The organism is Hymenobacter rubripertinctus (genome assembly GCF_003583925.1).
Taxonomy (GTDB): Bacteria; Bacteroidota; Bacteroidia; order Cytophagales; family Hymenobacteraceae; genus Hymenobacter; species Hymenobacter rubripertinctus.
Genome location: NZ_QYCN01000025.1, coordinates 61683 through 85797 on the forward strand (window position 1 = coordinate 61683; position 24115 = coordinate 85797).

Sequence of the window (24115 nt, forward strand, 5' to 3'; positions counted from 1 at the left end):
TTCCTCTCTAAAAGACGTTGCCTGATCGAGTAAGTAGCCCCTATCGCCGGTAACGGTGGTAGGGGTTTTTTGCTGCCAGCGCCGGCTGCCTATTGGAAGTCTACCGGTACCGTCAGCACCATATCAACGGGGAGCCCGCCGCGCTTGCCCGGAGTGAAGGTATTCAATCGGCTTACTGCCGCTACTGCTGCGGCATCGTAGGCCGGGTTTAGGCCCCGGCCCGGCACTACTCCGATGCCGGTTAAGGCCCCGGATGCGAGCACCGTGAACTGCACCATCACCTGCCCACGCTGCCGGGGGCCGGGCGGGCGTTTCAGGTTCTTGCTGATGATTGTGTACATGGCCTGCGCCCCGCCCAGAAAGCTGGGCTTCGTCTCCACCCGTACATACTTGCCTGTAGTAAGCGCTACCGAATCGGGGGCGGCCGGAGTTGGCGGGCTCGGCTTCGGAGCAGTAGGCTGCCGGGTCGTTTTACGGGGCAGTGGTACGAGGGGGTCGGGCGGGCGGGCATCCCAGCGGTTGTAGGAGTTCTGAGCTACACCCATTACCGGGAGCAGCAGCGAAACCAATAGTAGCAGCGGGGTTTTGGCTCTCATGGAAGGGAAGGTACAAAGGAGTAGCAGGCAGCGCTTCCCGCAACCCGCCGTACCTTTCCCATCTCAACCTTTAGCCCTCTGCGTGGACCTCTCTTTCGTTACCGATAAACTCAACGCCGGTCTGGCCGGCCTGTCCTACGGCGACCAGCCGACGAGCCTCTACGAGCCCATCCGCTACATCATGAGCCTCGGTGGCAAGCGCATCCGGCCCGTGCTCACGCTGCTCGGGGCCCACCTGTTCACCGACGAGCTTGATGCCATCGTGAAGCCCGCCCTGGCCACCGAAGTCTTCCACAATTTCACCCTGCTCCACGACGACCTGATGGACCAGGCGCCCCTGCGCCGGGGCCAGGCCACGGTGCACGAGAAGTGGAACCCCAACGTGGCCATCCTCAGCGGCGACGTGATGCTGGTGCGCGCCTACGAGCTGCTCTTCGATGTGCCCGGACCCCTACTGGCCCCCCTGCTTCGCCGCTTCTCGCAAACGGCCGCCGAGGTCTGCGAGGGCCAGCAGTGGGATATGCATTTCGAAACCCAGTCCGACGTCAGCATTGCCCAGTACCTGGATATGATCCGGCTGAAAACGGCCGTGCTGCTGGGCTTTGCGCTGGAGCTGGGCGCCCGGCTCGGCGGGTCTTCGGAAGCCGATGCCGACCACCTGCGCCAGTTCGGGGAAGGCATCGGCCTGGCTTTCCAGCTCCGCGACGACCTGCTCGACGTGTACGGCGACGCCGCGACCTTCGGCAAGCGCGTGGGCGGCGACATCCTGGCTGATAAAAAGACCTACCTGCTGCTCACGGCCCAGGCCCAGGCCAGCCCCGCCCAGCGGGCCGTGCTGGCCCGCCACATCGGCCAGCCCGTAACGGATGAAGACGCCAAGGTCGAGGCCGTGCGGGCCATCTACGACGAGCTCGAAATCCGCCCCCAGACCGAGGCCCTCATCAACGACTACTTCCTCGATGCCTTGCAGCACCTGGAGCGCGTAGCGGCCCCCGAAACGCGCAAGAAGCCCCTGCACCAGCTGGCCCTGCAACTCCTGGAGCGCGAGCAGTAGGCTGCCGCATAGGCTGTAGGGGCGGGGCTTGCCCCCGCCCGCCGTTACAACGGTCTGGCTAAATGAAATCTGCTGCTACTTGTCAACGGCGGGCGGGGACAAGCCCCGCGTTTTATGCCTGGTCGAATCCCGCGTTCCTGGAAAGCTGGATTCTGGAACCCTACCGGATGCAGCGTAACAACGACTGGTACCGCTTCATTACCTCCGGTTTTCTGCACGCCGATATCACTCACCTGCTCTTCAACATGCTCGCCTTTTACTCCTTCAGCCAGCTGGTCGAAGGCGTGTTCACCGAAGTATTCGGCCCCATTACCGGCCTGCTCTACTTCCTGCTACTTTACCTGGGCGGCATTGTGGTATCCGACATCCCCACCTACCTGCGCCACCGCAACGACCCCAGCTACCGCAGCCTCGGAGCTTCGGGCGGGGTGGCCTCGGTTATCTTCTCAGCCATCCTGTTCAACCCCGTAGCCGGCCTCTACATCTTCCCGCTGCCAATAGCTATTCCGGGCTTCATCTTCGGCTTTTTGTATCTGGGCTACTCCTACTACATGAGCCAGCGCCCCGGAAGCGACAATATCAACCATGATGCCCACTTCTACGGCGCTATTTATGGTATCGTGCTCACCCTCATTCTGATACCGCGCGCTGCGGGGATTTTTTGGGAACAATTACAAGCCTATATTTCATAACTAACTCATTTTCAATATATTAATATGAAAACGTTGCCGGGCTAATATCCATTTCGGGCTTAATGCGTAAAGGGACGCGTAATCTCTCCCCAACACTCAACCTCCCTGCAGTATGAACTCTGTACGCACCCTTACCCAGCGCCTCCCGGCTTTCTCGCTCCTGCTTTCCCTCACGGTGGCCTCTCTGCTCACTTCGTGCAGCGGCCGTACCGATAGTGGCTCTCTCTCCATTTTTGGAGTGCTCTACATCCTGCTGGCCATAGCCGCCTTCCTGAGCCTGATCAAGCAGGACTGGTCGACGGGCAAAAAAATCATCTGGGGCCTGATCATTTGGTTCTTCCCCTTCGGTGGTTCCATTATCTACTTCCTTTTCTCGGGCCGGAAGTAGCCGGCGAACAACAGCACAAAAAAGGGTCCCGCGTGCCATGCACGCGGGACCCTTTTTTGTGCTTCTTTATGAAGGGGTAAGCTATGGTTGCCGGGGCAGGCGGCTTACCGGCCGCCTACCAGCCGCCGCTTTTCCATGCGCGCCACGTGTTGCAGAATAGCGCCGGTATTCGTGATTTCCGTGGCCTGCCAATGGTCGCCCTGGTTGCGCATTTTCACCTCCAGTACCAGCGTGGTATCGTAGCGGGGCTGCGTGAACTCCAGGCCCACCAGTGCCTGCTCACCTTCCTGGCGGGTGTACTGCACGCCTTTGAAGCGGCTGCCTTCACCCACCACTTTGCCGGCTAGCCCCAGGATGGAAACATTGACAAGCCGCCTGGGCGCGGCCGCTGCCTCAGCCGAGCCGGTTTCCACGTAGCGCTGCACTTCCTTGCGGGCCGCCTGCACCAGCTGGGGCTTAAGCAGACTCAGAGCCCCCTTCATGGCCAAGCCTCCGGGGTTGAGCAGGCCCAGCGCCGAGCTGTTCTGCGTGACGTCGTTGACTAAGTTGTTGGTAACGCTGTTCACGTCTACGTACTGCTCAAAGGCCGCCACGTCGTGGTCGTCCAGGGCCTTGTAGGCCTGCATCAGCGAGTACTCGGGCGTGGTCCGGACGTGGTAGAAGTAGAGGTAGCCCCCGACGGCCACGGCCACGAGCACGATTAGAATGAGGAGTTTTTTCATGACGCAGAATGCCAGACGAGCGGGTTAGTAGGAGAGTTGAGAAGGGGTTCGGAGTGTAAAAGTAGTCTGATTTTGGTGCGCTGATTACCCGCCTTGCGTAATGCAGAACGCCGGCCGCAACTTCGCGGCTCCTGCTCACTGCTACTATTATGTCATCTGCGCTTACGCGGCCATTCCCGGAAATTCACGGCCACCGGGGCTGTCGCGGTCTGCTTCCCGAAAACACCATGCCCGCCTTTCGCGAAGCTTTGCGGCTGGGCGTAGATGTGGTGGAACTGGACGTAGTTATTTCTGCCGACCACCAGGTGGTGGTTTCGCACGAGCCCTGGATGTCGGCCGCCATTTGCCGCACGCCGGCGGGGGCTGCCATTGCCGCCGCCGGACAGCTCCGGCACAACCTCTACCAGCTGCCCTACGCCCGCATCCGCGAGTACGACTGCGGCCTCACCCGTCACCCCAGTTTTCCGGAGCAGCGGCCCGTGCCGGCCTGCAAACCGCTGCTGCGCGAAGTGGTAACGGAGTTGGAAAATCTGGCCCGGCAGCTGGGCCGTTCACCCGTTGGCTACAGCATTGAGGTGAAGAGTGGGGAAGGGGAGGAGCCGCAGTTTCAGCCCCCGCCGGCCGTGTTTCTGAAGCTGGTACTGGCCGAGTTGCGCACCCTGGAAATCCTGCCCCGCACCACGCTGCTCAGCTTCGATAAGCGCGTTCTGCAACTGGCCCGCCCGGCGCTGCCCACACTGCCGCTCTGCCTGCTGATAGAGGATAAGCTGCCGCTGGCGCACCATCTGATGGAACTGGGTTTCCGGCCGGAAGTGCTCGGCCCGGACTTCGGTTTGCTCACGCCGGCCCTGGGAGCGGAGCTTCGCGAACAGCACATAAAGCTCGTGCCCTGGACGGTGAACGACGTGCTGGATATGCAACGAGTACTAGCGCTGGCCCCCTGGGGTATTACGACCGATTACCCCAATCGGCTGCTGGCGTTACGCTGAGTATGTACCCCTGGCAGCAGTGTAATGCGTAACACAGATCGTAACACGCACGACAGATGTAATAGTCTTTGTTACACCAGTAGTGCGTGTAACAAGGGTTTGTACACTGAACACTTGTTACAAATTCGCCGATAATGATACGTGTAACGTTGAATACGTTCGTGTAATACTTGATTACGTTGGGGCGTTTCGTGATATTTACAAACTCGACATCCGTTACACACTGTCTCTATGCCACATCAGGGCGAAATACTGCAAGAAGTCATTAAAAACAGCGGAATTTCGATTACACACCTTGTGGAAGAGCTGGGTATTACACGGCCTACGATCTACCGTAAATTCAAGGATGCATCACTCGATTACAACTTTGTAAAGAGAATTGGAGAAATAATCGGACACGATTTCTCGCAAGATTTTACAACGTTACAACAGGTTGATCTATCATTGAGTGTTACACCTGTATCAAAACCTGTTACTGTAACACCTGATACACCTGTTGCAATGCGTAACACTGTTTCGTTGCCCGCAGACGCGGATAGTCTAAAACAGCTGATGACGCTTCAGCAGAAGTATATTGCCCTGCTCGAAGACTACAACGGTTTGCTGTTAAAGGTGTACGGCCCCAAGTAAAGGCCTGTGTTCCACGTGAAACATATCTGTTCAGGGGTCCGGGCAACACCGTGATACGGTACTGTTGCTAAACCTTGGCAGCAGTGTACAAGCGGTGTTCCATGGAGCGTGATACAGGTAGATCCAGGGTCGATACACAAGGCTTTAAGGGGCAACAGCGGTGAGGGTTGAGGAGGCTGAACTGCGGCCCTGTATCTTGCGGCGGAGTACTGTTTTTACTGCTGCCTGATGCCCGCTTCCCTGCTGCCCGACTACCGGCCTGTTTCTTATTCCCGGGTCACGCTCACTGAGCTCATGATTCCTTCCTACGCCAACTTCGGCGGAAAAATTCACGGCGGAATTCTGCTCTCCCTCATGGACAAAGTGGCTTATGCCGCCGCCTCCAAACATGCCGGCAACTACTGCGTGACGGTGAGCGTGGATGGCGTCAACTTCCTCCAGCCAGTGGAGGTGGGGGAGCTGGTTTCCCTGCTGGCTTCCGTGAACTATGTGGGCCGCACTTCCGTGCTGGTAGGTATCAAGGTAACGGCCGAAGACGTGCGCACCGGGAGCGTCAAGCACACCAACACGTGCTACTTTACCATGGTGGCCAAAAACGATGCGGGTAAGCCCACCCTGGTGCCCGGCCTGCTGCTGGAAACCCGCGACGACACCCGCCGATTTCAGGAGGCCATCAAGCGCCGCGAGTTCAAGGCCCGGTACCACCAGGAGTTCGACAACGCCCGCACCATTCTGGCAGTAGTGGACCAGTTGCACCTGCTGGAAAATGAGCGGTGCCAACTGGCCTACTAAAAGCAGGTGGGTAGCCGGATGTCGCGGTCTGGGAACAGGCAGACGTATGAAATACCACAACCCGCTTTTCTTCGCCAGCCAAACCTACACAACAACCGACCGCATCGGTAACCAACGCACCTGAACCGGGCGCTTTATTAGAAGCCCCCTGCTGTGTCATCTCCAACAGTGCGAGGTTAAGTAGACCGGCCACGTGAAGTCCGCCTGGCTAACGGTTTGCCGGTGGGGTAGTGGGAGGCGAGCCGCTCGGCTGCCGTCGGTGTCTGGCCCGACGGCAGCCGAACCTCGACCCTTACTGTTCTTCTGAGGCAAGGGACGATAACGGTGGCCGGAGATGACCCGCCAATGTTTCAACTGACTGAAGTCGTGGACCCACAATATGCGGCCCAGTCGTACCTGGGAAAAGGCAGCGGAACACCGCCAACTGGAACAGCGACCTGCCGGGTCAGTTGCGCGAAGCCTTTGCTTCGCATCTCGTCGAAAACGCCTGAATAAAAGTGCCCGCCCCCGGAAAGGAGTGGGCAACGCAGCACTACAACCGAAAGGGGAAGGAAGCCCTACAGGAAGACCACTTCCTTGATCACGTCCTCCCCAACCTCGGCGTTGATGTTGGCCAGCACCTGGGTCTTGGCCATCACCAGCTCGTGTTTGAGCGGGGCCGAGGAGAGGCGCACGAAAAGCTTGTTGTTGCTCACGTAAATCTGCTGGGTTTTCATGGCCACGGCCTTCCCCATAATTCGCTCCCAGCTGGCTACCACCGTCACCTCGTTCAGCTTGCCCTGGAGGCGGTAAGCCCGCAGCAATGCCGTGATGCCATCCTTGAGCGGAACGATATCCGACCTGCGGGAATTTTCGAAAGAGGAAGGGTTTTTATACGCCATTGCAGTTCTTAACGCGCGAACATTGCACTCGAACTGCCCGCTCTGCAAAGGTACCGTGCCCGGTGCCTAAAGCCGCGTGACAGTACCCGATTCAACCCGGAACCGGCGGATATCTTCCGAGAGGCTGGCCAGCACCCGGTCGGTGCGCTCTAGGTGAGTATCGGTCAGAAAAATCTGGCCGAAGGTGTGGTTGGCTACCAGCTGCATCAGGCGGGTGATGCGCTTCTCATCGAGGCGGTCGAAAATATCATCGAGCAGCAGCAGGGGCTTCTGCTGCTTGCGCTGGGCCAGCACCTCAAACTGGGCCAGCTTGAGGGCAATGGCAAACGACTTCTGCTGGCCCTGGGAGCCGTAGCCTTTCACGGGCAGCTCATCCATCCAAAACGTGAAGTCGTCGCGGTGGGGGCCGATGGTAGTGCGCTGCAGGCTCAGGTCGCGTCGCTCTTGCAGGCGCAGCAGTTTCAGAAAGTCGGCCCCGGGGAGCTCACTCTTATAGGTAAGGGTTACCTGCTCCTGGCCGTCGGCCAGCTGGGCGTAGTGGCGCTGGAACACGGGCTCGAAATCCGTCAGAAACTCCTGGCGCCGCCGCACCAGATCTTCCCCGGCGGGGGCCAGCTGCTCGTCCAGCACCAGCAGGTAGTCGCGGTCGTAACCGGCTTGGCGGTCGGTGGCCAGCTTGAGCAGGGAGTTGCGCTGCCTGAGCAGCTGGGTGTAGCGGATGAGCTGCTCCAGGTAGGCGTGGTCGAGCTGGGAAATCAGACTGTCGAAATACTTGCGCCGCTCCTCGCTACCCTGCCGGATCAGGTCGGTATCGTAGGGCGAAATGAGCACGACCGGGTAGCGGCCGATGTGGTCGGACACCCGCTCGTAGGGTTGCTTGTCGTGGGTCACGGATTTCTTCTGGCCCAGGCGCAGGCTGCACTGAATCGTCTGGCCCGGCTCATCGCCCAGGCCGTTGAACCGGCCCCGGGTCACGAAGAACTCCTCGCCCTGCTTGATGCTCTGGGTATCGGAAACGGTGAAGGCACTTTTGGTCAGCGAGAGGTAATGGATGGCATCCAGCAGGTTCGTCTTGCCGCTGCCATTGTCGCCGATGAAACAATTGATGTGCGGAGAAAAGGATAACTGGGCTTCTTCGTAATTCTTGAAGAATAGCAGATGGAGGCTTTCAAGGTTCATGCTTGGGGTTCGGAATTGCAATCCTTTTACGTACTTTCGCCTCCCAAACGCGAACAATCGAAAGCAAGATGGCGGAGACGAAAGTAAAGGCTGCCCCCAAGGCTTCCAACTCGACGAAAAAATCGTCGGACTCTATGGCCGCGCCCGAGGGTCAGGCGACGAAAGCTACGGTGAAAACGGCCAAGCAACCGGCCGCCACCCTGACTGTTGCCAACAAGGCGGCCAAGAAAGCGACGGGTGCTCCGAAGGCAACCTCGCCGGCCCAACCCGAGTTTTCCCAGCAAACCTACCTCACCTGGTACGAGCAGATGATGCTCATGCGCAAGTTCGAGGAAAAGGCCGGCCAGCTTTACGGCCAGCAGAAAATTAAAGGCTTCTGCCACCTCTACATTGGCCAGGAAGCTTGCGTAGCCGGTGCCGTGTCGGCCCTGACCAAGGACGATAAGTGGATTACTGCGTATCGTGACCACGCTCATCCATTGGCCCTGGGCACCTCGCCCAACGCCATTATGGCCGAGCTGTTTGCTAAAGCCACCGGTTGCTCCAAGGGCAAGGGCGGTTCCATGCACATGTTCGACAAGGAAGTGAACTTCATCGGCGGCCACGGCATCGTGGGGGCGCAGGTGCCCATGGGGGCCGGTATTGCCTTCGCCGAGAAGTACAACAAGACCGGCAACGTGTGCATCGCCTACATGGGCGATGGGGCCGTGCGCCAGGGCGCGTTGCACGAGGCGTTCAATATGGCCATGCTCTGGAAGCTACCCGTCATCTTCGTAGTGGAGAACAACGGCTACGCCATGGGCACGTCGGTGCAGCGCACGTCCAACGTAACCGAGCTCTACACCATCGGGGAAGCCTACGACATGCCCTCGGAGCCGGTGAATGGCATGAGTGTGGAAGACGTGCACGAGGCCGTGGCCCGCGCTGCCGAGCGGGCCCGGGCCGGCGAAGGCCCTACATTCCTGGAGTTCAAAACCTACCGCTACAAGGGGCACTCGATGAGCGACCCGGCCAAGTACCGCACCAAAGACGAGCTGGAAGACTACCGTTCCCGTGACACCATCGAGTCGGTACGCCACACCATCCTGACCAACAGCATGGCCACCGAGGCCGAGTTGGAAGCCATTGATGAGCGCATCAAGGCGCAGGTAACAGAGTCGGTGGAATTCGCTGAGAACTCGCCTTACCCCACGGCCGATGAGCTGTACAAGGACGTGTACGTGCAGCAGGATTATCCTTACATCCGCGACTAGTCGGGCGGACGTTTTTCCGGTCGCCCCCGGTGGCCTCTTTTTCGAGTAACTTACATCATGTCAAAGATTCCTTACACGGGCAAGAGCCAGCAGGCCCGCCAGCAGCAGCCCGTTTCCACGGACCCGTTGCAGCCCGCCGAAGCCTATAACCCCGAGCATCCGCTGATGGAAGACCCCGATGCTCTGGCCCTGCGCCTGGTAGAATCGGAGGATTTCGTGCGCCGCAACAAAAACGTGCTGCTGAGCCTGCTGGCCCTGGTGGTGCTGGCCGTGGCCGGGGGCTTCGGCTACTACCTGTGGCGGGGCACCCAGGATACCAAAGGCCAGGCCGCCCTGTTTCAGGCCGTCGACTATTGGGAAGCCGACTCGTTGCAGAAAGCCATGAAGGGCGACGGCCGCAACCTGGGTCTGGAGCGCGTGGCTTCGGAGTACAGCGGCACCGATGCCGGCAACCTGGCCAACTTCTACGCCGGTGTGGCCGCCCTCAAGCAGAGCAAGTACAAGGAAGCCATTGACTACCTCGAAGACTTCAGCTCCGACGACTATCTGGTGCAGGCCCGCGCCTATGCCCTGCTGGGCGATGCCCATCTGGAGCTCAACCAGGCCAAGGAAGCCGCCGACTTTTACAACAAGGCCGCCAACTACAACGCCAACGAGTTCTTCTCGCCCGGCTACCTGCTCAAGGAAGCCACCGCCCGCGAGCAGGCCAAGGACTATGCTGCCGCCATTACGGCCTACGATAAAATCCTGACCGACTACCCCGCCGCTGCCGAAGCCAACGAGGCCAAGGAGTACAAAGCCCGGGCCGAGGGTATGTCGGGTAAATAGGTAGTGCTTGATTTCGCTGAACAGAAAGGCGGCCAACTGGCCGCCTTTTTTGTTGGGTAGTGAACTCCGGGCCACCCACGGCCACTACGCTATCTTTGCGACACCAATCATTTCTGCCTAACCTTCATGGCTACTTCTCTCAAAAACCTGAGCGATTATACTTCCGACCACTTCATCGACATTACCGACAAGCGCTTTGGGCTGGTGGTGGCGGAGTGGAACCGCGAAATCACCGATACCCTGGCCCAGGGGGCGTACGATACCCTACTCAAGCACGGGGCCAAGCCAGAGAATATCTTCCGCAACACGGTGCCCGGCAGCTTCGAGCTCACGCTGGGGGCTCAGCTGCTGGCCCAGCACGAGGAAATTGACGCCGTCATCTGCCTCGGGGTAGTTATTCAGGGCGAAACCAAGCACGACGACTACATCTGCCACGCGGTAGCCAGCGGCATCACCAACGTGGGCCTCAAGTTCAACAAGCCCGTCATTTTCGGACTCGTAACCACCAACACCCTAGAGCAGGCTTGGGACCGGGCCGGCGGCAAGCACGGCAACAAGGGCGTGGAGGGTGCGGTTGCGGCCATCCATATGTTGGGCTTTTAGCCCGGCCCGCCGCAGAGTGTCCGAACGGTATCAGGTTGATTAGCGGACAAAACCGTAGCTTTGCGGCCGAATACGACTGCCATCGGGCCTGTCGGAAAACCAGTGGCGCTGACCCGGTTATCGGTGCAGGAATCAGGTAAACTTATTCCTGCCCACTGACGTTGGGCCTGCTACCTGGGTTTTGGACCCTACTGCCGCCGCCAACAATGCCAATCACCACATCCGTTAAACTTCCTTCCCGAACGACATGAATGACGAATCCCTACGCTATTCCAGGGAAGAACTGGCCGAGTTTGAGCAAATCATTCAGGACAAGCTCACGGCTGCCCGCAAGGAAGTTTCTTTTATCAAGGAAACCCTGAGTCGCAAAAACGATACGGGCACCGACAACACGGCCTCTTCCTCGAAGGTGCTGGAAGACGGGGCCGACACGGCCGAGAAAGAGAGCATGAACCAGCTGGCCTCGCGCCAGATGAAGTTCATTCAGCAGCTCGAAAACGCGCTGGTTCGTATCAAGAACGGAACCTACGGCGTGTGCATCGGCACCGGCAAACTGATCCAGAAGGAGCGTCTGCGGGCCGTGCCCCACACCCAGCACTCCATCGAAGCCAAAATGGCCCGTCGCGACTAATCCCGCTGCTGGCTGCCTTATTTGCCCGGACCAGCCCCCGGCCCCGCTTCGCGGCGGCGGTGGGGCTGGTCCGGGCACTGTTTTCAGACAAGCGGCGTTTTCGCTTTTCTCCTGATTGATTTTTTTCACTGTACCGTAGCGATACGGCACGCACGCTTTTACCACCATGGGTAAGAAACATTCCTCCGGCGACGCCTCCGGCCGCAAAGGCCGCTCCACCGATTCCAGCCGGCCCACGGGGCCGGGAGCCGATGGCTTCCGCAAATTCGTTCAGCCGGGCCAGGAGCGCGCCAACCGCCCCGGTGGTGGCGGGCGCCCCGGCAACGACCGGGGCGAGTTCCGCCGCGACGAGCGCCCCAGCCGCGGCAACGACCGGCCCTCCTTTGGCCGGCCGGCGGATGGGGGTACGGGTGGCCCCCGCAAATTCGGCAACGGCGGCGGCAGCTTCGGCGGTCCGCGCAAGTTTGGCAACAGTGGCGGCAACGGTGGTGGCTTTAACCGCGAAGGCCGCGACGAGCGCCCCCGCCGCGATACCCGCGACGAGCGGCCCGCCCGTGATGCGCGGCCGGTACGCGACTTCGAGAGCAAAAAGACCTGGGAGGGCCAGCCCTACCGGCGCGAGGATGGCCAGACGGCCGTGCCGCGGGGCTTGCCCGGGGAGCGCAACCGCAAGTTTGTGAAGCAGAACCCCAACGCCGCCGATGAGCCCCGGCAGGAAGCTCCCCGGCCCCGGCCCCAGGAGGATTTCCAGGGCTCGAAGGAGTACGGCCTCGACCGCCCCGTGCGGCCCGCCCGCTCCTTCGATTTCCGGGGTCGCCCCGAGGATCTGGCCGACCAGCGCCCCGCCCGTTCCGAGGATCAGGAAGAGCGTCCGGTGCGCCCTGCCCGCCGCGACGACGATTTCGGCCGCGACCAGCGCGACTCCGGCGACCGGAAGCCCCAGGGCTTCGGGGCCGGAGCCAGCGGGGAGCGGCGCACAGCCCGGCCCGGCTCCTTTGGCAGTGAGCGGAATGAGCGTCCGGAGCGCGACGACCGCCGCGCGCCGCGTGGCTTCGACCGCGACGACCGTCGGGGCAGCAGCAGCTTCGATAAGAAGCGCCCGTTCGGCAACGAACGCCGCGACAGCCGCCCGGGTGAGGAGCGGCCGCGCCGCGCCCACGACCAGGACCGGCGGGCAGACGCGGCTCCGGCGTCCAACCAGGCCGGCAAGCCCCGGCGCGGCGAGGTAGCGGGCCAGGCCCCCGACTACGCCAACCTGCGCCATTACGAGGACGACAAAACCCGCGGCAACAAGCGCCGCCGCGAGGAGGAGGACACCGACAGCAACGAAGTACGCCTCAACCGCTACATCGCCAACGCCGGCATCTGCTCGCGCCGCGATGCGGATGCCCTCATTGCGGCCGGCGAAATCAAGGTGAACGGGGAAGTGGTGACGGAGATGGGCTACAAGGTGCAGCCCACCGACACCGTGCAGTACGGCAAAACCAACCTCAACCGCGAGAAGCAGGTATACCTGCTCCTCAATAAGCCCAAGGACTTCCTCACCACCACCGACGACCCCGAGGGCCGCCGCACGGTGATGGAGCTCATCAAGTCGGCCTCCAAGGAACGGGTGTTCCCGGTGGGCCGCCTCGACCGTAACACCACGGGCCTGCTGCTCTTCACTAATGATGGCGAAGTAGCCCAGAAACTCTCCCACCCCTCGCACCGCAACAAGAAAATCTACCAGGTGGAGCTCGACAAGCCCCTGACGGAAGAGCACCTGCGGCAGATTGCCGATGGGGTGATGCTGGAAGACGGTAAGGCCGAAGTCGATGATGTGGCCGTAGTGGCCGGCAACCCGCACTTCGTGGGCGTGGAAATCCATATTGGCCGTAACCGCATCGTGCGCCGCATTTTCGAGCACCTGGGGTATGATGTCGTGACCCTGGACCGGGTGCAGTATGCCGGCCTCACCAAAAAGGACCTGCCCCGGGGCAAGTGGCGCTTCCTGAGCGAGAAGGAAGTCATCCGCCTCAAGTATTTCATGTAGTCACGCAACCTGCCGGGGCCTTTGCGGCTCCCGGTAGTATGTTGTCGGAAAGAGTGTCATTCAGAGCGAAGCGAAGAATCTCGGGTGCTAACGTCGGTGCATCTTTGCAACGTCAGCACGCGGGATTCTTCGTTTTGCTCTGAATGACGTTCGATACTCTCCCCGACAACGGGCAACTGAATACCGGCAACTGAACACTGAAAAAATTGCGTACGCTGTCCCTCGATATTGGTAATACGGCCGTGAAGTACGGCTACTTCGAGCAGGATGCGCTGCGGGAGTCGGCCACCGGCCAGACGCCCGCCCAGGTGCGGGCGGCTGTGCAGCGGTTGCGGCCCGAGCACGTGGTGCTGGCCTCGGTGGCCGGCCCTACCGCCGACTGGGCCGCCGAGCTGCGGGCGCTGGTACCGGGTGAAATCCTGGAGTTCGTGCCCGCTACCACCCGGCTGCCCATCGGCAACGCCTACGCCACGCCCCACACTCTGGGCGCCGACCGGCTAGCCGCCGCCGTGGGCGCGGCCTGGTTGCTGCCCGGGCGGGATGTGGTGATTGTGGACGCCGGTACCGCCATCAAGTGTGATATGGTGGATGCGGACGGCGTATTCCGGGGCGGCAGCATTGCGCCCGGCCTGACTATGCGGTTTCAGGCCCTGCACACGTTTACCGGACGGCTGCCGCTGGTGGCCGGCCTGCCCGAAGCCACGGCCGAAATACCCCTCACCGGCACCGATACCCAGGAAGCTATCCGGAGTGGGGTGCTGAACGGGGCGGTGGCCGAGGTGGCCGGCTTGCTGGCCCACTACGAAGCCCGGTTCCCGCACCTGGCCGTGGTGCTGGCCGGCGGCGACGCGCCTTTTTTCCGTGCCCGCCTGAAACGGCCTATCTTTGTTGTTCCTGAGCTCGTGTTAATCGGGCTCCATCGAATTTTAGTACATCATGTCGCAACCTAACTTCTCCGGCCTGGCCGGTGGTCTTTCGCTGCTGGGGCTGCTGGCCGCATCGTCAGGAGCCCTGGGCCAGGGCCTGGGCAACTCGCCGTATTCGCGCCTGGGCCTGGGCGACGCCAGCCTCAACACGGGTGGGGTCCGGCAGATGGGTATGGGCGGAATCGGCGTGGCCGCGCCCAACGGCGTCAACGTGAACGAGCTTAACCCGGCTCTGCTCTACTACACCAACCGCACCACCTTCGAGGCGGGCTATACCGGGCAGTTCAAAACCCTGCGCAACAACGTCAGCAGTCAGCAGACGGGAACGGGCACGCTGGGCTACCTGGCCCTAGCCGTTCCCATCAACCGGGGCTGGGCGGCGGCTATCGGGCTCAAGCCCTACAGCATGGTCGATTATCAGTCGACGACCCTCGACAATACGGTGGCCGGCGACCCGAACGCGCAGGTAGAAAAGCAGTACACCGGTAGCGGGGGCCTGGCCGAAGCCTACATGAGCCACGCCGTGCGGGTGGCCAAGGGCCTGGTGGTAGGTGCCTCGGCCGGCTACGTGTTCGGCAGCATCGACCAGGAAACCAGCACCCGCATCGGCACCAGTACAGTAGGTCTGGCCCTCTCCAACCGGGATATTTACCAGCAGCACGTGTACTACTCCGATTTTGCCTTTCGCACGGGGGTGCATTACCGGGGGAAGATGAGCGACAAAATCAACTACAACCTGGGCGGTACCTACAGCTTCCGTACCAACCTCAACGGGGATAGAAGCCTGAACCTGCTGCGCGAGGACGCCAGTGGCGTCCAGACGTCGGCGGTGGTGCTGGATGCCGAAGTGCCGGGCCGGGCCCAGGTGCCGGCCCTCACCCAGCTGGGTGTCAGCTTCGACAACAACCGCAACTGGACCCTGAGCCTGGAAGGCACCCGCCAGCAATGGTCGCAGTTCCGGGCCTTCGGGGAGCAGGGCGGCTCGTCGGGCATTCCGCTCAGCGACACCTACCGCTTCGGTGTGGGCGGAGAGCTGACCCCGGATGCTACGTCGGTAGATAACTACTTCAACCGGGTAACCTACCGGGCCGGCCTGAGCCTGGCCCAGCTCCCGTACCGCCCGGGCGGCACCACGCTCTACGACCGGTCGGTGAGCTGGGGCTTTGCCTTCCCGCTACCCACGGCCACCTCGGTCGATGCCACCACCATCAGCCTGGGCTTCACCTACGGGCAGCGCGGCAACACCGATGTGCGCGAGCTTCCCGGGGGCGCATTCGAGCGCAACGTGAAGGAGGAGTACGTGCGGATGCAGTTGGGCGTCACGCTCAACAACCGCTGGTTTATCAAACGGCGCATTGAGTAGGGTGGCCTTTATACCGCTGCGCCTGCTTTCCTGGAGCCGGGCGCTGGTGCTGGGCACGGCCCTGCTGGCAACCGCCTGCCACCCGGCCGACGACGCGGCCCCGGTGAAGACGGTGGACTACAAGGGGCCAATGCTGGAAACGGAAAACGTGCTCATGCTCGTCAGCGACTCGGCCCGGCTGCGGGTGCGGCTCACGGCCCCCTTGCAGCAGGATTTCGAGTCCGGCGACTCAGCGTATCCGAAAGGAGTGAAGCTCACCTTCATGGACACCGACGGCAAGACGGTGGTGAACACCATTACGGGCAAGTACGGCAAGTTCGAGAAGAGCAAAAACCTCTACACCATGCGCGGCGACGTGCGCGTAACCAACGTGCCCCAGCAGCAGCGGATGAACACCGAGGAAGCTTTCTACGACCAGAATAAGGCCTCGATTTACACCAAGGAAACAACCGAAATCAAGGTGACCACGCCCACCGAGGTGCTCACGGGCCGGGGCCTGACGGCCAACCAGGATTTTTCGCGCTACCGCATCCTCACGCCCACCGGCGTGTTCACGTTGCAGGAGGCCCCCACCGCGCCCCCTGTGCCCGCCAACCGCTAACGCCCTATGAAACGATTCTGGGACCCCGGCATCAGCCAGACCGTACTGTTCGTGCTGGGCGTGTTCACATTCATGGTGGGCTCCTACCAAACGCTGGCCACGGGCGGCATGGATGGGTTGTACGACAACTACTGGCTGTTCATGGTATCGTTTGGCTGCGTTATCGGGTTGCGCTACCTGCGCCAGCGCGACAAGGAGGCCGCTGCCGAGGCGGAAGCTGCCCAGAAGACGGCGGCTAAAGCAGCGGCAAAGCCAGCTTCCAAAACCGGCCGCAAGCCGAAAAAGAAGAAGTAGTTACCCGGGCGGGCGGCCACTTTGGTCGGCCCTCACTACCCGTCTGCCTGTTCCCACCCGCCCGGCTATTCCAGTCGGGCGGACTGGTTTTGACCAACATTATCTATTGACCATCTTTTTTGGTTATTTTGCGCCTCTTTCACCTTTTCTTACCGCGCTTTTTTTCAAGTAAATGGCATTAATCAATACGATCCGGGAAAAATCGGGCTGGGCCGTCGGGGCCATTGTCATCGGCCTGCTGCTGTTTATGGTGGGCGGCGACCTGTTCACCGGGCAAAACAGCTTCTTCGGTCGCAACGACCGTTCGGTGGGCGAAATAGCCGGCGAAAAGGTGGAGTACGACCAGTTTCAGGCCACCCTGGAGCAGGCCAAGCAGCAGTTCATCCAGCAGCAGGGCCGCCAGCCCGACGAGCAGACGATGGGCTACCTGCGCGACCAGGCCTGGAACCAGCTGCTCTACCGCATTGCCTTCCAGAAGCAGTTCGAGGAGCTGGGCCTGAAAGTATCCGACGAAGAGCTCACCGACATGGTGCAGGGCAACAACGTGCACCCCAGCATCCGCCAGGCATTTACTGACCAGCAGACCGGCCAGTTCGATGTACTCAAAGTGAAGGAGTACCTGCGCAACCTCGACAAGATGGACCCCCAGGCCCAGGCCGCGTTTGCCAACTTCGAAAACAACCTGCGCCCCGAGCGCCTCGGTACCAAGTACACCAACCTGCTCAAAATGAGCACCTACGTGACTACGGCCGAAGCCAAGCGCTACAACGAGGCCCAGGCCGCCCAGGTGAACCTGCGCTACCTGTTCGTGCCCTACTTCACGGTGTCGGATTCGAGCCTGAAGGTGACGGATGAGCAAATTCAGGCCTACATCGACAAGAACAAGGGCCGCTACAAAGTGGAAGACGGCCGCTCCATCGAGTACGTGACCATCCCGGTAACGGCCTCCCAGGAAGACAGCACCACCGTCCGGACCAGCGTGAACGAGCTGGCTACCCAGTTTGCCGCCGCCCCCGTGGATTCGGCTTTCGTGAAGCTCAACTCCGAGAATCCCACCAGCCCCGCCTACCTCTCGCCAGCCGATATGCCCGAGAAGCTGCGCGAGCAGCTGCCCCTGCAAGTGGGCAAAGTGTACGGCCCCTACGCCGAAAACGGCACTTTCTCGCTCTATAAAATAAGCGGCCAGAAGGCCGGGGAGCAGGCCGCTGCCCGTGCCAGCCACATCCTCATCAAGGCCGATGGCACCTCCCCGGAAACGGATGCCGCCGCCAAAGCCAAAGCCACGGAGGTGCTCAACAAGATCAAGGGCGGCGCTGATTTCGCCGCTATGGCCCGTCAGTACGGCACGGATGGCACCACCGCCACCGGCGGCGACCTGGGCTGGTTCCAGCAGGGCCGCATGGTGCCCGAGTTCGAGAAGGCCGTGTTTGGTGCTTCCTCGGCCGGCCTGCTGCCCAACCTGGTGAAGACCTCGTTCGGCTACCACATCATCAAAATTACGGCCCCCAAAACCACCCAGAGCTACCAGGTAGCCACAGTGAAAAAGAGCATCCAGCCTACCGACGGCACCCGCGACGCGGCCTACAACAAGGCCCAGGAGATGAAAGGCCAGGCCACCAACCTGGAAACGTTCCGCAAGGCCGTAGCCGCCGATAAGAGCCTCCAGAAGGTGGAAGCCAAAGGCCTCGGCCGCGGCGACCAGGCCGTGAACAACCTCCAGGGCGCCCGCGACCTGGTGCGCTGGGCCTACGGAGCCGATGGCTCGCAGGGTCCCGGCGCTCAGGGTATCGGTGATGTATCGCCGGCCTTCGAATTGGGCGACCAGTACGTGATTGCCGTGCTCACCGGCGAGCGGACCAAAGGCACCGCCGACGTAGCCAGCGTGAAGCCCGAGGTAACGGCCCTGGTGCGCAACGAGCTGAAAGCCGAGCAGATCAAGCAGAAGCTGAGTGCCGCCAAAGGCACCCTGGAGCAGATGGCCCAGGCCTACGGCAACGGGGCTCAGGTGAAAACGGCCGACAACGTGGTGCTGGGTCAGGCCATGATTCCGGGCCTCGGCAGCGAGCCGGTAGCCGTGGGCCGCGCCTTCGGACTGAAAGTGGGCCAGAAGTCGGCCCCGATTGCCGGCGAGCAGGGCGTGCTGGTGGTGGAGCCCGTGAGCACCACGCCCGCCCCCGCCGCCGCCGACGTGCAGGCCGCCCGCCAGCAGTTGGCCGCCCAGCGCACCGCCCGCGCCGATGGCCTGATCTACGAAGCCATCAAGCAGCAGGCCAACGTGAAGGACAACCGCACGAAGTTCTTCTAACCCAGAAGCCACTTCGCAGACCGAAAAGCAAAAGGGCCGTACCTTCGGGGATGGCCCTTTTTTTGCGCGTCAACTCTTCTTCTCACGCTCAGCGGGCTCGTTCATTCAAGGCCCTATGCCCCGCCGCCGCCCCGGCTTTCGATGGCACTTTCCGGCGGGTTCTCTTCGTTAGCTGCTTATGAAAAAATCGTTGCGTGGAATGATGAGGGGCGCCAGTCTGCTGGCCCTGCTGGCGGTGGCCCCGGCGGCCCTGGCCCAGGTGCTGGAAGACAGCAACGTGCAGCTGGCCCGCGAGTACGAGCGCAAGGGGGAGCACGAGAAGGCCGCCTTCCTGTTCGGGCGGCTGCGCAACGACGAGCAGGCTGCCCCCAATATTCTGCCCGACTACCTGGCCGCCTTGCAGGCCCTGCGCCGGACCAAGGATGCCGAAAAGCTGGTGAAGCGGGCCCAGAAGCAGCGGCCCCGGGAAATGGCCCTGGGCGTCACGCTCGGGCAGGTGTACGCCGCCGTGTCTGACTCGGTGGCGGCGCGTAAGCAGTGGGAGCGGGTGCTTGGCCAGCTCACCCCCGATCAGGTGGTGCCCGTAGCTACGGAGTTCCAGCAGCTCAACCTGCCGGCCTGGACTACCCGCACCTACCTGCGCGGGCGGGAGCTGGCGGCCAATGAAACCGAGTTCGGCCCCCAGCTCATCCAGCTCTACACCCGCGCCGGCCAGACCAACGAGCTGCTGGTGGAAACCCTGCGCTTGGTGGGCAACGATGAGCGCCAGCTGCCCTTCGTGCGCAACATGCTTCAGAACAGCCTCCAGAACGATCAGGACTTCACTACCCTGGAAAAGGAGCTGCTCACGCTGGTGCAGCGCAACCCCGACCGGCCCGTGTACAGCGAGCTGCTGCTCTGGTTGCAGGTGCAGCGCCGCGACTTCACGGGGGCCTTGGTGCAGGCCAAGGCCCTCGACCGTCGGGGCCGCACCGAGGGCCAGCGGGTGCTGGAAGTGGCCGAAATTGCCCGCCGCAACAAAGACTACGAAAGTGCCATCAGCGGCTACCAGTACGTGGCCCGCGAGTACCCCAACCGCCCCTACTACGCGCTGGCCCGCCAGCGCCTGGTGCAAACCCGCGAAGAGCAGGTGCGGGCGACCTACCCGGTGGATATGGCCCAGCTGCGGAGCCTGCTGCGGGAGTACGAGCAAGTGCTCACCGACCTGGGCCGCACCCCTGAAACGGCCCCCGTGCTGCGGAGTATGGCCGCGCTGCGGGCTTTCCAGCTCGGCGAGCAGGAGCCGGCCATGCAGCTGCTGAACGAGGTGATTACTATGCCCCGGGCCAGCCTGGAAGTGGTGGATCAGGCCAAAATCGACCTGGCTGATATGTACGTGCTGCGGGCCGAGCCCTGGGAAGCCACTCTCCTGTACTCGCAGGTGGAGAAGTCGCACAAGGATACGCCCCTGGGCTACGATGCCAAGCTGCGCAACGCCCGCCTGAGCTACTTCGCCGGCGACTTCAAGCTGGCCAAGTCCCACCTCGACATTCTCAAGCAGGCCACCAGCCGCGAAATTGCCAACGACGCCATGCAGCTCAGCCTGCTCATCACCGACAACACGGCCATGGACACGGCCGGCCTGGCCCTGCGCGACTACGCCGTGGTGGAGCAGCTCGTGTTCCAGAACAAGGTGCCCGAAGCGTTGCGCAGCCTCGATGCCCTGCTCATTAAGTACCCCGGCCACGCCCTCCAGGATGAAGCATGGTACCTGAAGGCCCAGCTGCTGCGCCGCACCGGCGACTACGCCGGGGCCCTCAGCACCCTGGAGCGCATCACGGCCAATCCCAAGTACGACGTGCTCAGCGACGACGCCCTGTTTCTGGCCGCTACCATTCAGCAGGAAAACCTCCAGGACCGCGAAAAGGCCCAGCAGCTCTACCAGCAGGTCATCACCAAGTATCCCGGCAGCATCTACGTGGCCGAAGCCCGCAAACGGTTCCGCCAGCTGCGCGGCGACGCATTATAGAAATTGCAGATGCTGCAGATAAAAAAGGATCCGTTCTAACGGCTACCTTGCCGTTAGAACGGATCCTTTTTCATCTGCAGCATCTGCAACATCTGTGATTATTTTGGGTACTTTTGATATCCTGCGCTGTGGCACTAACCTGTCGCGCAGCAGAACAAATCATTTCTATCTGCAACATCTGTGATTGAGAAACGGTGGATTCGTAAGCCTGCGCCCGATGTTGAGCAAGTCCGGGTTCTGGCCGACGCGTTGCGCGTCAACGAGGCCGTTGTTCGCCTGCTCTGCCAGCGTGAAATCGGCACCTTTGAGGACGCCCGCGCCTATTTCCGGCCCGACCTGAGCCAACTGCCCGACCCGCTGCTGATGCGGGACATGGACCGCGCCGTGGACCGCCTCGTGCGCGCCCTGCACGCCGGGGAGCGGGTGCTCGTGTTCGGGGATTACGACGTGGATGGCACCACCTCCGTGGCGTTGGTGTACAGCTACCTCTGCCGGTTTTTCGGTCCCGAGCGCATTGAGTACTACATCCCCGACCGCTACAAGGAAGGCTACGGCGTGTCGGAAGCCGGCATCGACTATGCCCAGGCAGAAGGCTACCAGCTCATCATTGCCCTCGACTGCGGCGTGAAATCGGTGGACAAGGTGGCCTACGCCAACGAGCGGGGCGTGGACTTCATCATCTGCGACCACCACTTGCCCGGCGCCGAGCTGCCCGCCGCCGTGGCCGTGCTCGACCCCAAGCGGGCCGACTGCGCCTACCCGTTCAAAGAACTGAGCGGCTGCGGGGTGGGCTTCAAACTGATGCAGGCTTTCACCGAGCACCAGGGCCTGCCCACCACGGAGCTGCACGAGCTGCTAGACCTGGTGGCCGTGAGCATTGCCGCCGATATCGTGCCCATCTACGGCGAAAACCGCATTCTGGCCTACCACGGCCTGCGCCTGCTCAACGACAAAGCCCGCCGCCAGCGCCCCGGCTTCGACGCGTTGCGCGAGCTGGCTGGCCTGCAAGTCACCGAGCTCAATATCAGCAGCCTAGTGTTCGGCTTCTCGCCCCGCATCAATGCCGCCGGCCGCATGGGCGACGCCAAGCGGGCGGTGGCCATGTTGCTGGCCGACAGCGCCGAGCAGGCCAAGGAAAAAGCCGGCGTGGTGGACAAAACCAACCAGGAGCGCCGGGGCTTCGATACCAGCATCACGAAGGAGGCGCTGGCCATGATTGAGGACGACGACACCCTGCGCACCGCCTCCAGCACCGTGCTTTTCAAGGAAGACTGGCACAAAGGAGTGGTGGGCATCGTGGCCTCCCGCTGCCTCGATAAGTACTACCGGCCCACCATCATTCTCACCGAAAGCAACGGCAAGGCCACCGGCTCGGCCCGCTCGGTGGTGGGCTTCGATGTGCACCAGGCCATTGAGGACTGCGCCGAGTTGCTCGACCAGTACGGGGGCCACATGTACGCCGCTGGCCTCACGCTGCCCGTGGAAAACGTGCCGGCCTTCCGGGCGAAGTTCGAGCAGATCGTGGCCGGCCGCATCCGGCCCGAGCAGCTCATTCCGCCCGTCGAAATCGACTGCACTATTCAGCTGAGCGACATCACGCCGTCGTTTTTCCGGCTTCTGAGCCAGATGGAGCCCTTTGGCCCCGGCAACCCCAACCCCGTTTTCGCCTCCGAAAACGTGTACGCTGCCACCGACTCGGCGCGCATCGTGGGCAACTCCCACCTCAAGCTGGCCCTCACCCAGGACGGCCACCACCGCGTGGACGCCATCGGCTTTGGCCTGGGCGACTACTACGACCAGATCCGCCAGGGCCAGCCCTTCAGCGTCTGCTACACCGTGGAAATCAACGAGTACCGCGGCACCAAAACCCTGCAACTGCGCGTGAAGGACATCAAGTGGGAGGGGTAGGGAAGCTGACCCGCTACCTGGCCTCCAGCCCCTGGGGCAACCGGTACTTCCGGCCCTGCCAGCTCACGTAGCCGCCCCGGATGTACGTGCCATTGTAGGCCGGCTGATCCTGCGCAAACTTCGTCATCCGCAAGTCCTGCGGCCTTCCCATCCGAAGCCAGAGCACCGAGCCATTCAGCCACCGTTCTTCCAGAATCGGGCGGTCGAGCAGATAGGCGGTGTACTTCTCCTGAATGCGCCCGTTGCGGCGGTAAATGATGCGGTGCTCCCAGACCACGCCTCGTTTCCGTTCGCCGGTATGCGGATCCATCCCCTGGGGAGTGATACTGTAGCCCCGGGCAATGTGCCGCCGGGTTTTGCGACGGATTTTCAGGACCAGTGTGGTTTGCTCAGCCAGCTCCAGGCGGGTAGCGGCGGCCGTTTGCAGCAGGGAGTCGCGGGCGGCCAGGGCGCGGGCGGGTTCCGTAATAACCTGCGCGGAAACCCGCGCGGCCCCACCGGCCAGCAGGCCGGTCAGGATAATTTTAGCAAGCATAAAGTAAAGGGAAATGATGACAGGATAAGCCAATGAGCCGCGTACTACGCGCTGTGGCGGCGCGCAGCAAAGGAAAGGCCGTTTTCCGGGTTCCGGAGATTATTATTTTGTTTCCACCCTTCCCACCACGCCCACCGGAGCCCCGCTGCCCGCCTGTTGTTGGTGCGGCTCACCCCATGCCGGCCCGCCGTGCTCCTACTATTCTGCTATTCATTTTTCCAAACGCAAAAAAATGGACAGCAAATCGAGGGACATTTTGCTATCCATTTTCCCGGGCTCAAAAAAGTGGATAGCAAATCAGGCAACGTTTTGCTATCCAATTTTTTGCGTTTGGAAAAATGGATAGCAAACCCCGGTTGCGGAGCGGGGGTAGGGTGGAAGTAGGGGCGGGGCTTGCCCCGCCCGCCATCAAGCAGGGTGCTTCAATGGCTAGTGCAGCATCCTGGAAGCATTGTTCCAGCGGTGAGTAGCACGTGGTGTAGCCAATCCATCGGGTCTTTTTTCATCACCTCACCGCCGCACCCACCACGCCCAGCCAAGCAGGACCAGTTGCAGGGGCAGGCGCACCCATAAGGCCCACTCCGGTACCACCATGCCCGCGCCGCCGGTTTGCAGCATGTACACGTTGGCCGGAAACACGGCCACCAGCAGCGCGATGAGGCCCCAGGCAGCCCAGCGACGGGTGGCGGGCACCAGCAGCCCCAAAGCCCCTGCTATTTCGGCGGCTCCGCTCAGGTGCACCAGCAGCAGCGGATGGGGCAGGTAGGGCGGTACGATGCGCAGAAACCCCTCGGGCCGCAGAAAGTGCATGAGGCCGGCTGTGAGGAAAAACAGGGCCAGTAGCAGCCGGGCGGGTTCTTTCAGTTTCATACTGGGGGGAGGGGCGGGGTGAACGGCAGGCAAAC

General features: G+C 61.8%; 24 protein-coding genes. 18 read left to right on the plus strand and 6 right to left on the minus strand.

All coding sequences use genetic code 11. From position 1 onward, the window contains the following. Window positions 1-89: 89 nt before the first annotated feature. Complete coding sequence (locus D0T11_RS15300) at window positions 90-596, minus strand: TonB family protein (RefSeq protein WP_119656671.1); 507 nt, start codon at window positions 594-596, stop codon at window positions 90-92. 82 nt (window positions 597-678) lie between these two features. Between D0T11_RS15300 and D0T11_RS15305 the strand changes: the two genes are divergently transcribed. From D0T11_RS15305 to D0T11_RS15315, 3 genes are all read left to right on the plus strand, one after another. Continuing rightward, complete coding sequence (locus D0T11_RS15305; RefSeq protein ID WP_119656672.1) at window positions 679-1650, plus strand: polyprenyl synthetase family protein; 972 nt, start codon at window positions 679-681, stop codon at window positions 1648-1650. Window positions 1651-1712: 62 nt separating this feature from the next. Continuing rightward, window positions 1713-2342, plus strand: a complete 630-nt coding sequence (locus D0T11_RS15310; protein ID WP_119656673.1) for a rhomboid family intramembrane serine protease — start codon at window positions 1713-1715, stop codon at window positions 2340-2342. Between the two features lie 112 nt (window positions 2343-2454). Continuing rightward, window positions 2455-2730, plus strand: coding sequence for a PLD nuclease N-terminal domain-containing protein (locus D0T11_RS15315; RefSeq protein ID WP_119656674.1), 276 nt, complete (start codon window positions 2455-2457; stop codon window positions 2728-2730). A gap of 104 nt (window positions 2731-2834) precedes the next feature. Here the strand turns inward: D0T11_RS15315 and D0T11_RS15320 are convergent, their stop codons facing one another. After that, window positions 2835-3452, minus strand: a complete 618-nt coding sequence (locus D0T11_RS15320; protein ID WP_119656675.1) for a hypothetical protein — start codon at window positions 3450-3452, stop codon at window positions 2835-2837. A 149-nt stretch (window positions 3453-3601) separates the two neighbouring features. Between D0T11_RS15320 and D0T11_RS15325 the strand changes: the two genes are divergently transcribed. The 3 genes from D0T11_RS15325 (at window position 3602) to D0T11_RS15330 (ending at window position 5863) form a co-directional block, all read left to right on the plus strand. After that, a complete protein-coding gene (locus D0T11_RS15325; RefSeq protein WP_119656676.1) occupies window positions 3602-4441 on the plus strand; it encodes a glycerophosphodiester phosphodiesterase family protein in 840 nt (279 codons plus the stop codon). Between the two features lie 231 nt (window positions 4442-4672). Further along, a complete protein-coding gene (locus D0T11_RS22185) occupies window positions 4673-5071 on the plus strand; it encodes a helix-turn-helix domain-containing protein (RefSeq protein WP_147374682.1) in 399 nt (132 codons plus the stop codon). 228 nt (window positions 5072-5299) lie between these two features. Next, window positions 5300-5863, plus strand: coding sequence for an acyl-CoA thioesterase (locus D0T11_RS15330; protein WP_245990909.1), 564 nt, complete (start codon window positions 5300-5302; stop codon window positions 5861-5863). Between the two features lie 557 nt (window positions 5864-6420). Here D0T11_RS15330 and D0T11_RS15335 read toward each other — a convergent pair. Beyond that, complete coding sequence (locus D0T11_RS15335) at window positions 6421-6744, minus strand: DUF721 domain-containing protein (protein ID WP_119656677.1); 324 nt, start codon at window positions 6742-6744, stop codon at window positions 6421-6423. Window positions 6745-6810: 66 nt separating this feature from the next. Further along, window positions 6811-7923: a DNA replication/repair protein RecF gene (recF, locus tag D0T11_RS15340; RefSeq protein WP_119656678.1), complete on the minus strand. Its 1113-nt coding sequence runs from the start codon at window positions 7921-7923 to the stop codon at window positions 6811-6813. A 68-nt stretch (window positions 7924-7991) separates the two neighbouring features. On the opposite strand from recF, the gene pdhA reads away from it, so the two are divergent. The 12 genes from pdhA to recJ all read left to right on the plus strand — a co-directional run bounded on the left by pdhA (window position 7992) and on the right by recJ (window position 22675). Continuing rightward, window positions 7992-9176, plus strand: coding sequence for a pyruvate dehydrogenase (acetyl-transferring) E1 component subunit alpha (gene pdhA / locus D0T11_RS15345; RefSeq protein ID WP_245990911.1), 1185 nt, complete (start codon window positions 7992-7994; stop codon window positions 9174-9176). Window positions 9177-9233: 57 nt separating this feature from the next. Next, entirely contained in the window at window positions 9234-10004 is a 771-nt protein-coding gene (locus D0T11_RS15350) for a tetratricopeptide repeat protein (protein ID WP_119656679.1), read from the plus strand. Between the two features lie 126 nt (window positions 10005-10130). Then, window positions 10131-10607 (plus strand): 6,7-dimethyl-8-ribityllumazine synthase, encoded by a 477-nt coding sequence (ribH, locus tag D0T11_RS15355; RefSeq protein ID WP_119656680.1) that lies wholly within the window; start codon window positions 10131-10133, stop codon window positions 10605-10607. A gap of 247 nt (window positions 10608-10854) precedes the next feature. After that, window positions 10855-11238, plus strand: a complete 384-nt coding sequence (locus tag D0T11_RS15360; protein WP_119656681.1) for a TraR/DksA family transcriptional regulator — start codon at window positions 10855-10857, stop codon at window positions 11236-11238. Between the two features lie 166 nt (window positions 11239-11404). Then, a complete protein-coding gene (locus D0T11_RS22610) occupies window positions 11405-13270 on the plus strand; it encodes a pseudouridine synthase (RefSeq protein ID WP_182888438.1) in 1866 nt (621 codons plus the stop codon). A 206-nt stretch (window positions 13271-13476) separates the two neighbouring features. Next, the gene (locus tag D0T11_RS15370; protein WP_119656682.1) at window positions 13477-14220 is read left to right on the plus strand and encodes a type III pantothenate kinase; all 744 of its coding nucleotides are present in this window, start codon (window positions 13477-13479) and stop codon (window positions 14218-14220) included. Continuing rightward, entirely contained in the window at window positions 14207-15559 is a 1353-nt protein-coding gene (locus tag D0T11_RS15375) for an OmpP1/FadL family transporter (RefSeq protein WP_119656683.1), read from the plus strand. Before D0T11_RS15370 ends, D0T11_RS15375 begins: the two co-directional genes overlap by 14 nt. Window position 15560: 1 nt before the next feature. Next, window positions 15561-16160, plus strand: a complete 600-nt coding sequence (gene lptC / locus D0T11_RS15380) for an LPS export ABC transporter periplasmic protein LptC (protein WP_182888439.1) — start codon at window positions 15561-15563, stop codon at window positions 16158-16160. 6 nt (window positions 16161-16166) lie between these two features. Continuing rightward, a complete protein-coding gene (locus D0T11_RS15385; RefSeq protein WP_119656685.1) occupies window positions 16167-16454 on the plus strand; it encodes a hypothetical protein in 288 nt (95 codons plus the stop codon). 172 nt (window positions 16455-16626) lie between these two features. After that, complete coding sequence (locus D0T11_RS15390) at window positions 16627-18759, plus strand: SurA N-terminal domain-containing protein (protein ID WP_119656686.1); 2133 nt, start codon at window positions 16627-16629, stop codon at window positions 18757-18759. 199 nt (window positions 18760-18958) lie between these two features. Next, the gene (locus tag D0T11_RS15395; protein ID WP_119656687.1) at window positions 18959-20767 is read left to right on the plus strand and encodes a tetratricopeptide repeat protein; all 1809 of its coding nucleotides are present in this window, start codon (window positions 18959-18961) and stop codon (window positions 20765-20767) included. Window positions 20768-20947: 180 nt separating this feature from the next. Next, on the plus strand, window positions 20948-22675 hold the full coding sequence (recJ, locus tag D0T11_RS15400) for a single-stranded-DNA-specific exonuclease RecJ (protein WP_119656688.1): 1728 nt from the start codon (window positions 20948-20950) through the stop codon (window positions 22673-22675). A 13-nt stretch (window positions 22676-22688) separates the two neighbouring features. Here the strand turns inward: recJ and D0T11_RS15405 are convergent, their stop codons facing one another. Beyond that, entirely contained in the window at window positions 22689-23210 is a 522-nt protein-coding gene (locus D0T11_RS15405) for a hypothetical protein (protein WP_119656689.1), read from the minus strand. A 510-nt stretch (window positions 23211-23720) separates the two neighbouring features. Continuing rightward, on the minus strand, window positions 23721-24080 hold the full coding sequence (locus D0T11_RS15410) for a DoxX family protein (RefSeq protein ID WP_119656690.1): 360 nt from the start codon (window positions 24078-24080) through the stop codon (window positions 23721-23723). Between the last annotated feature and the right edge of the window lie 35 nt (window positions 24081-24115).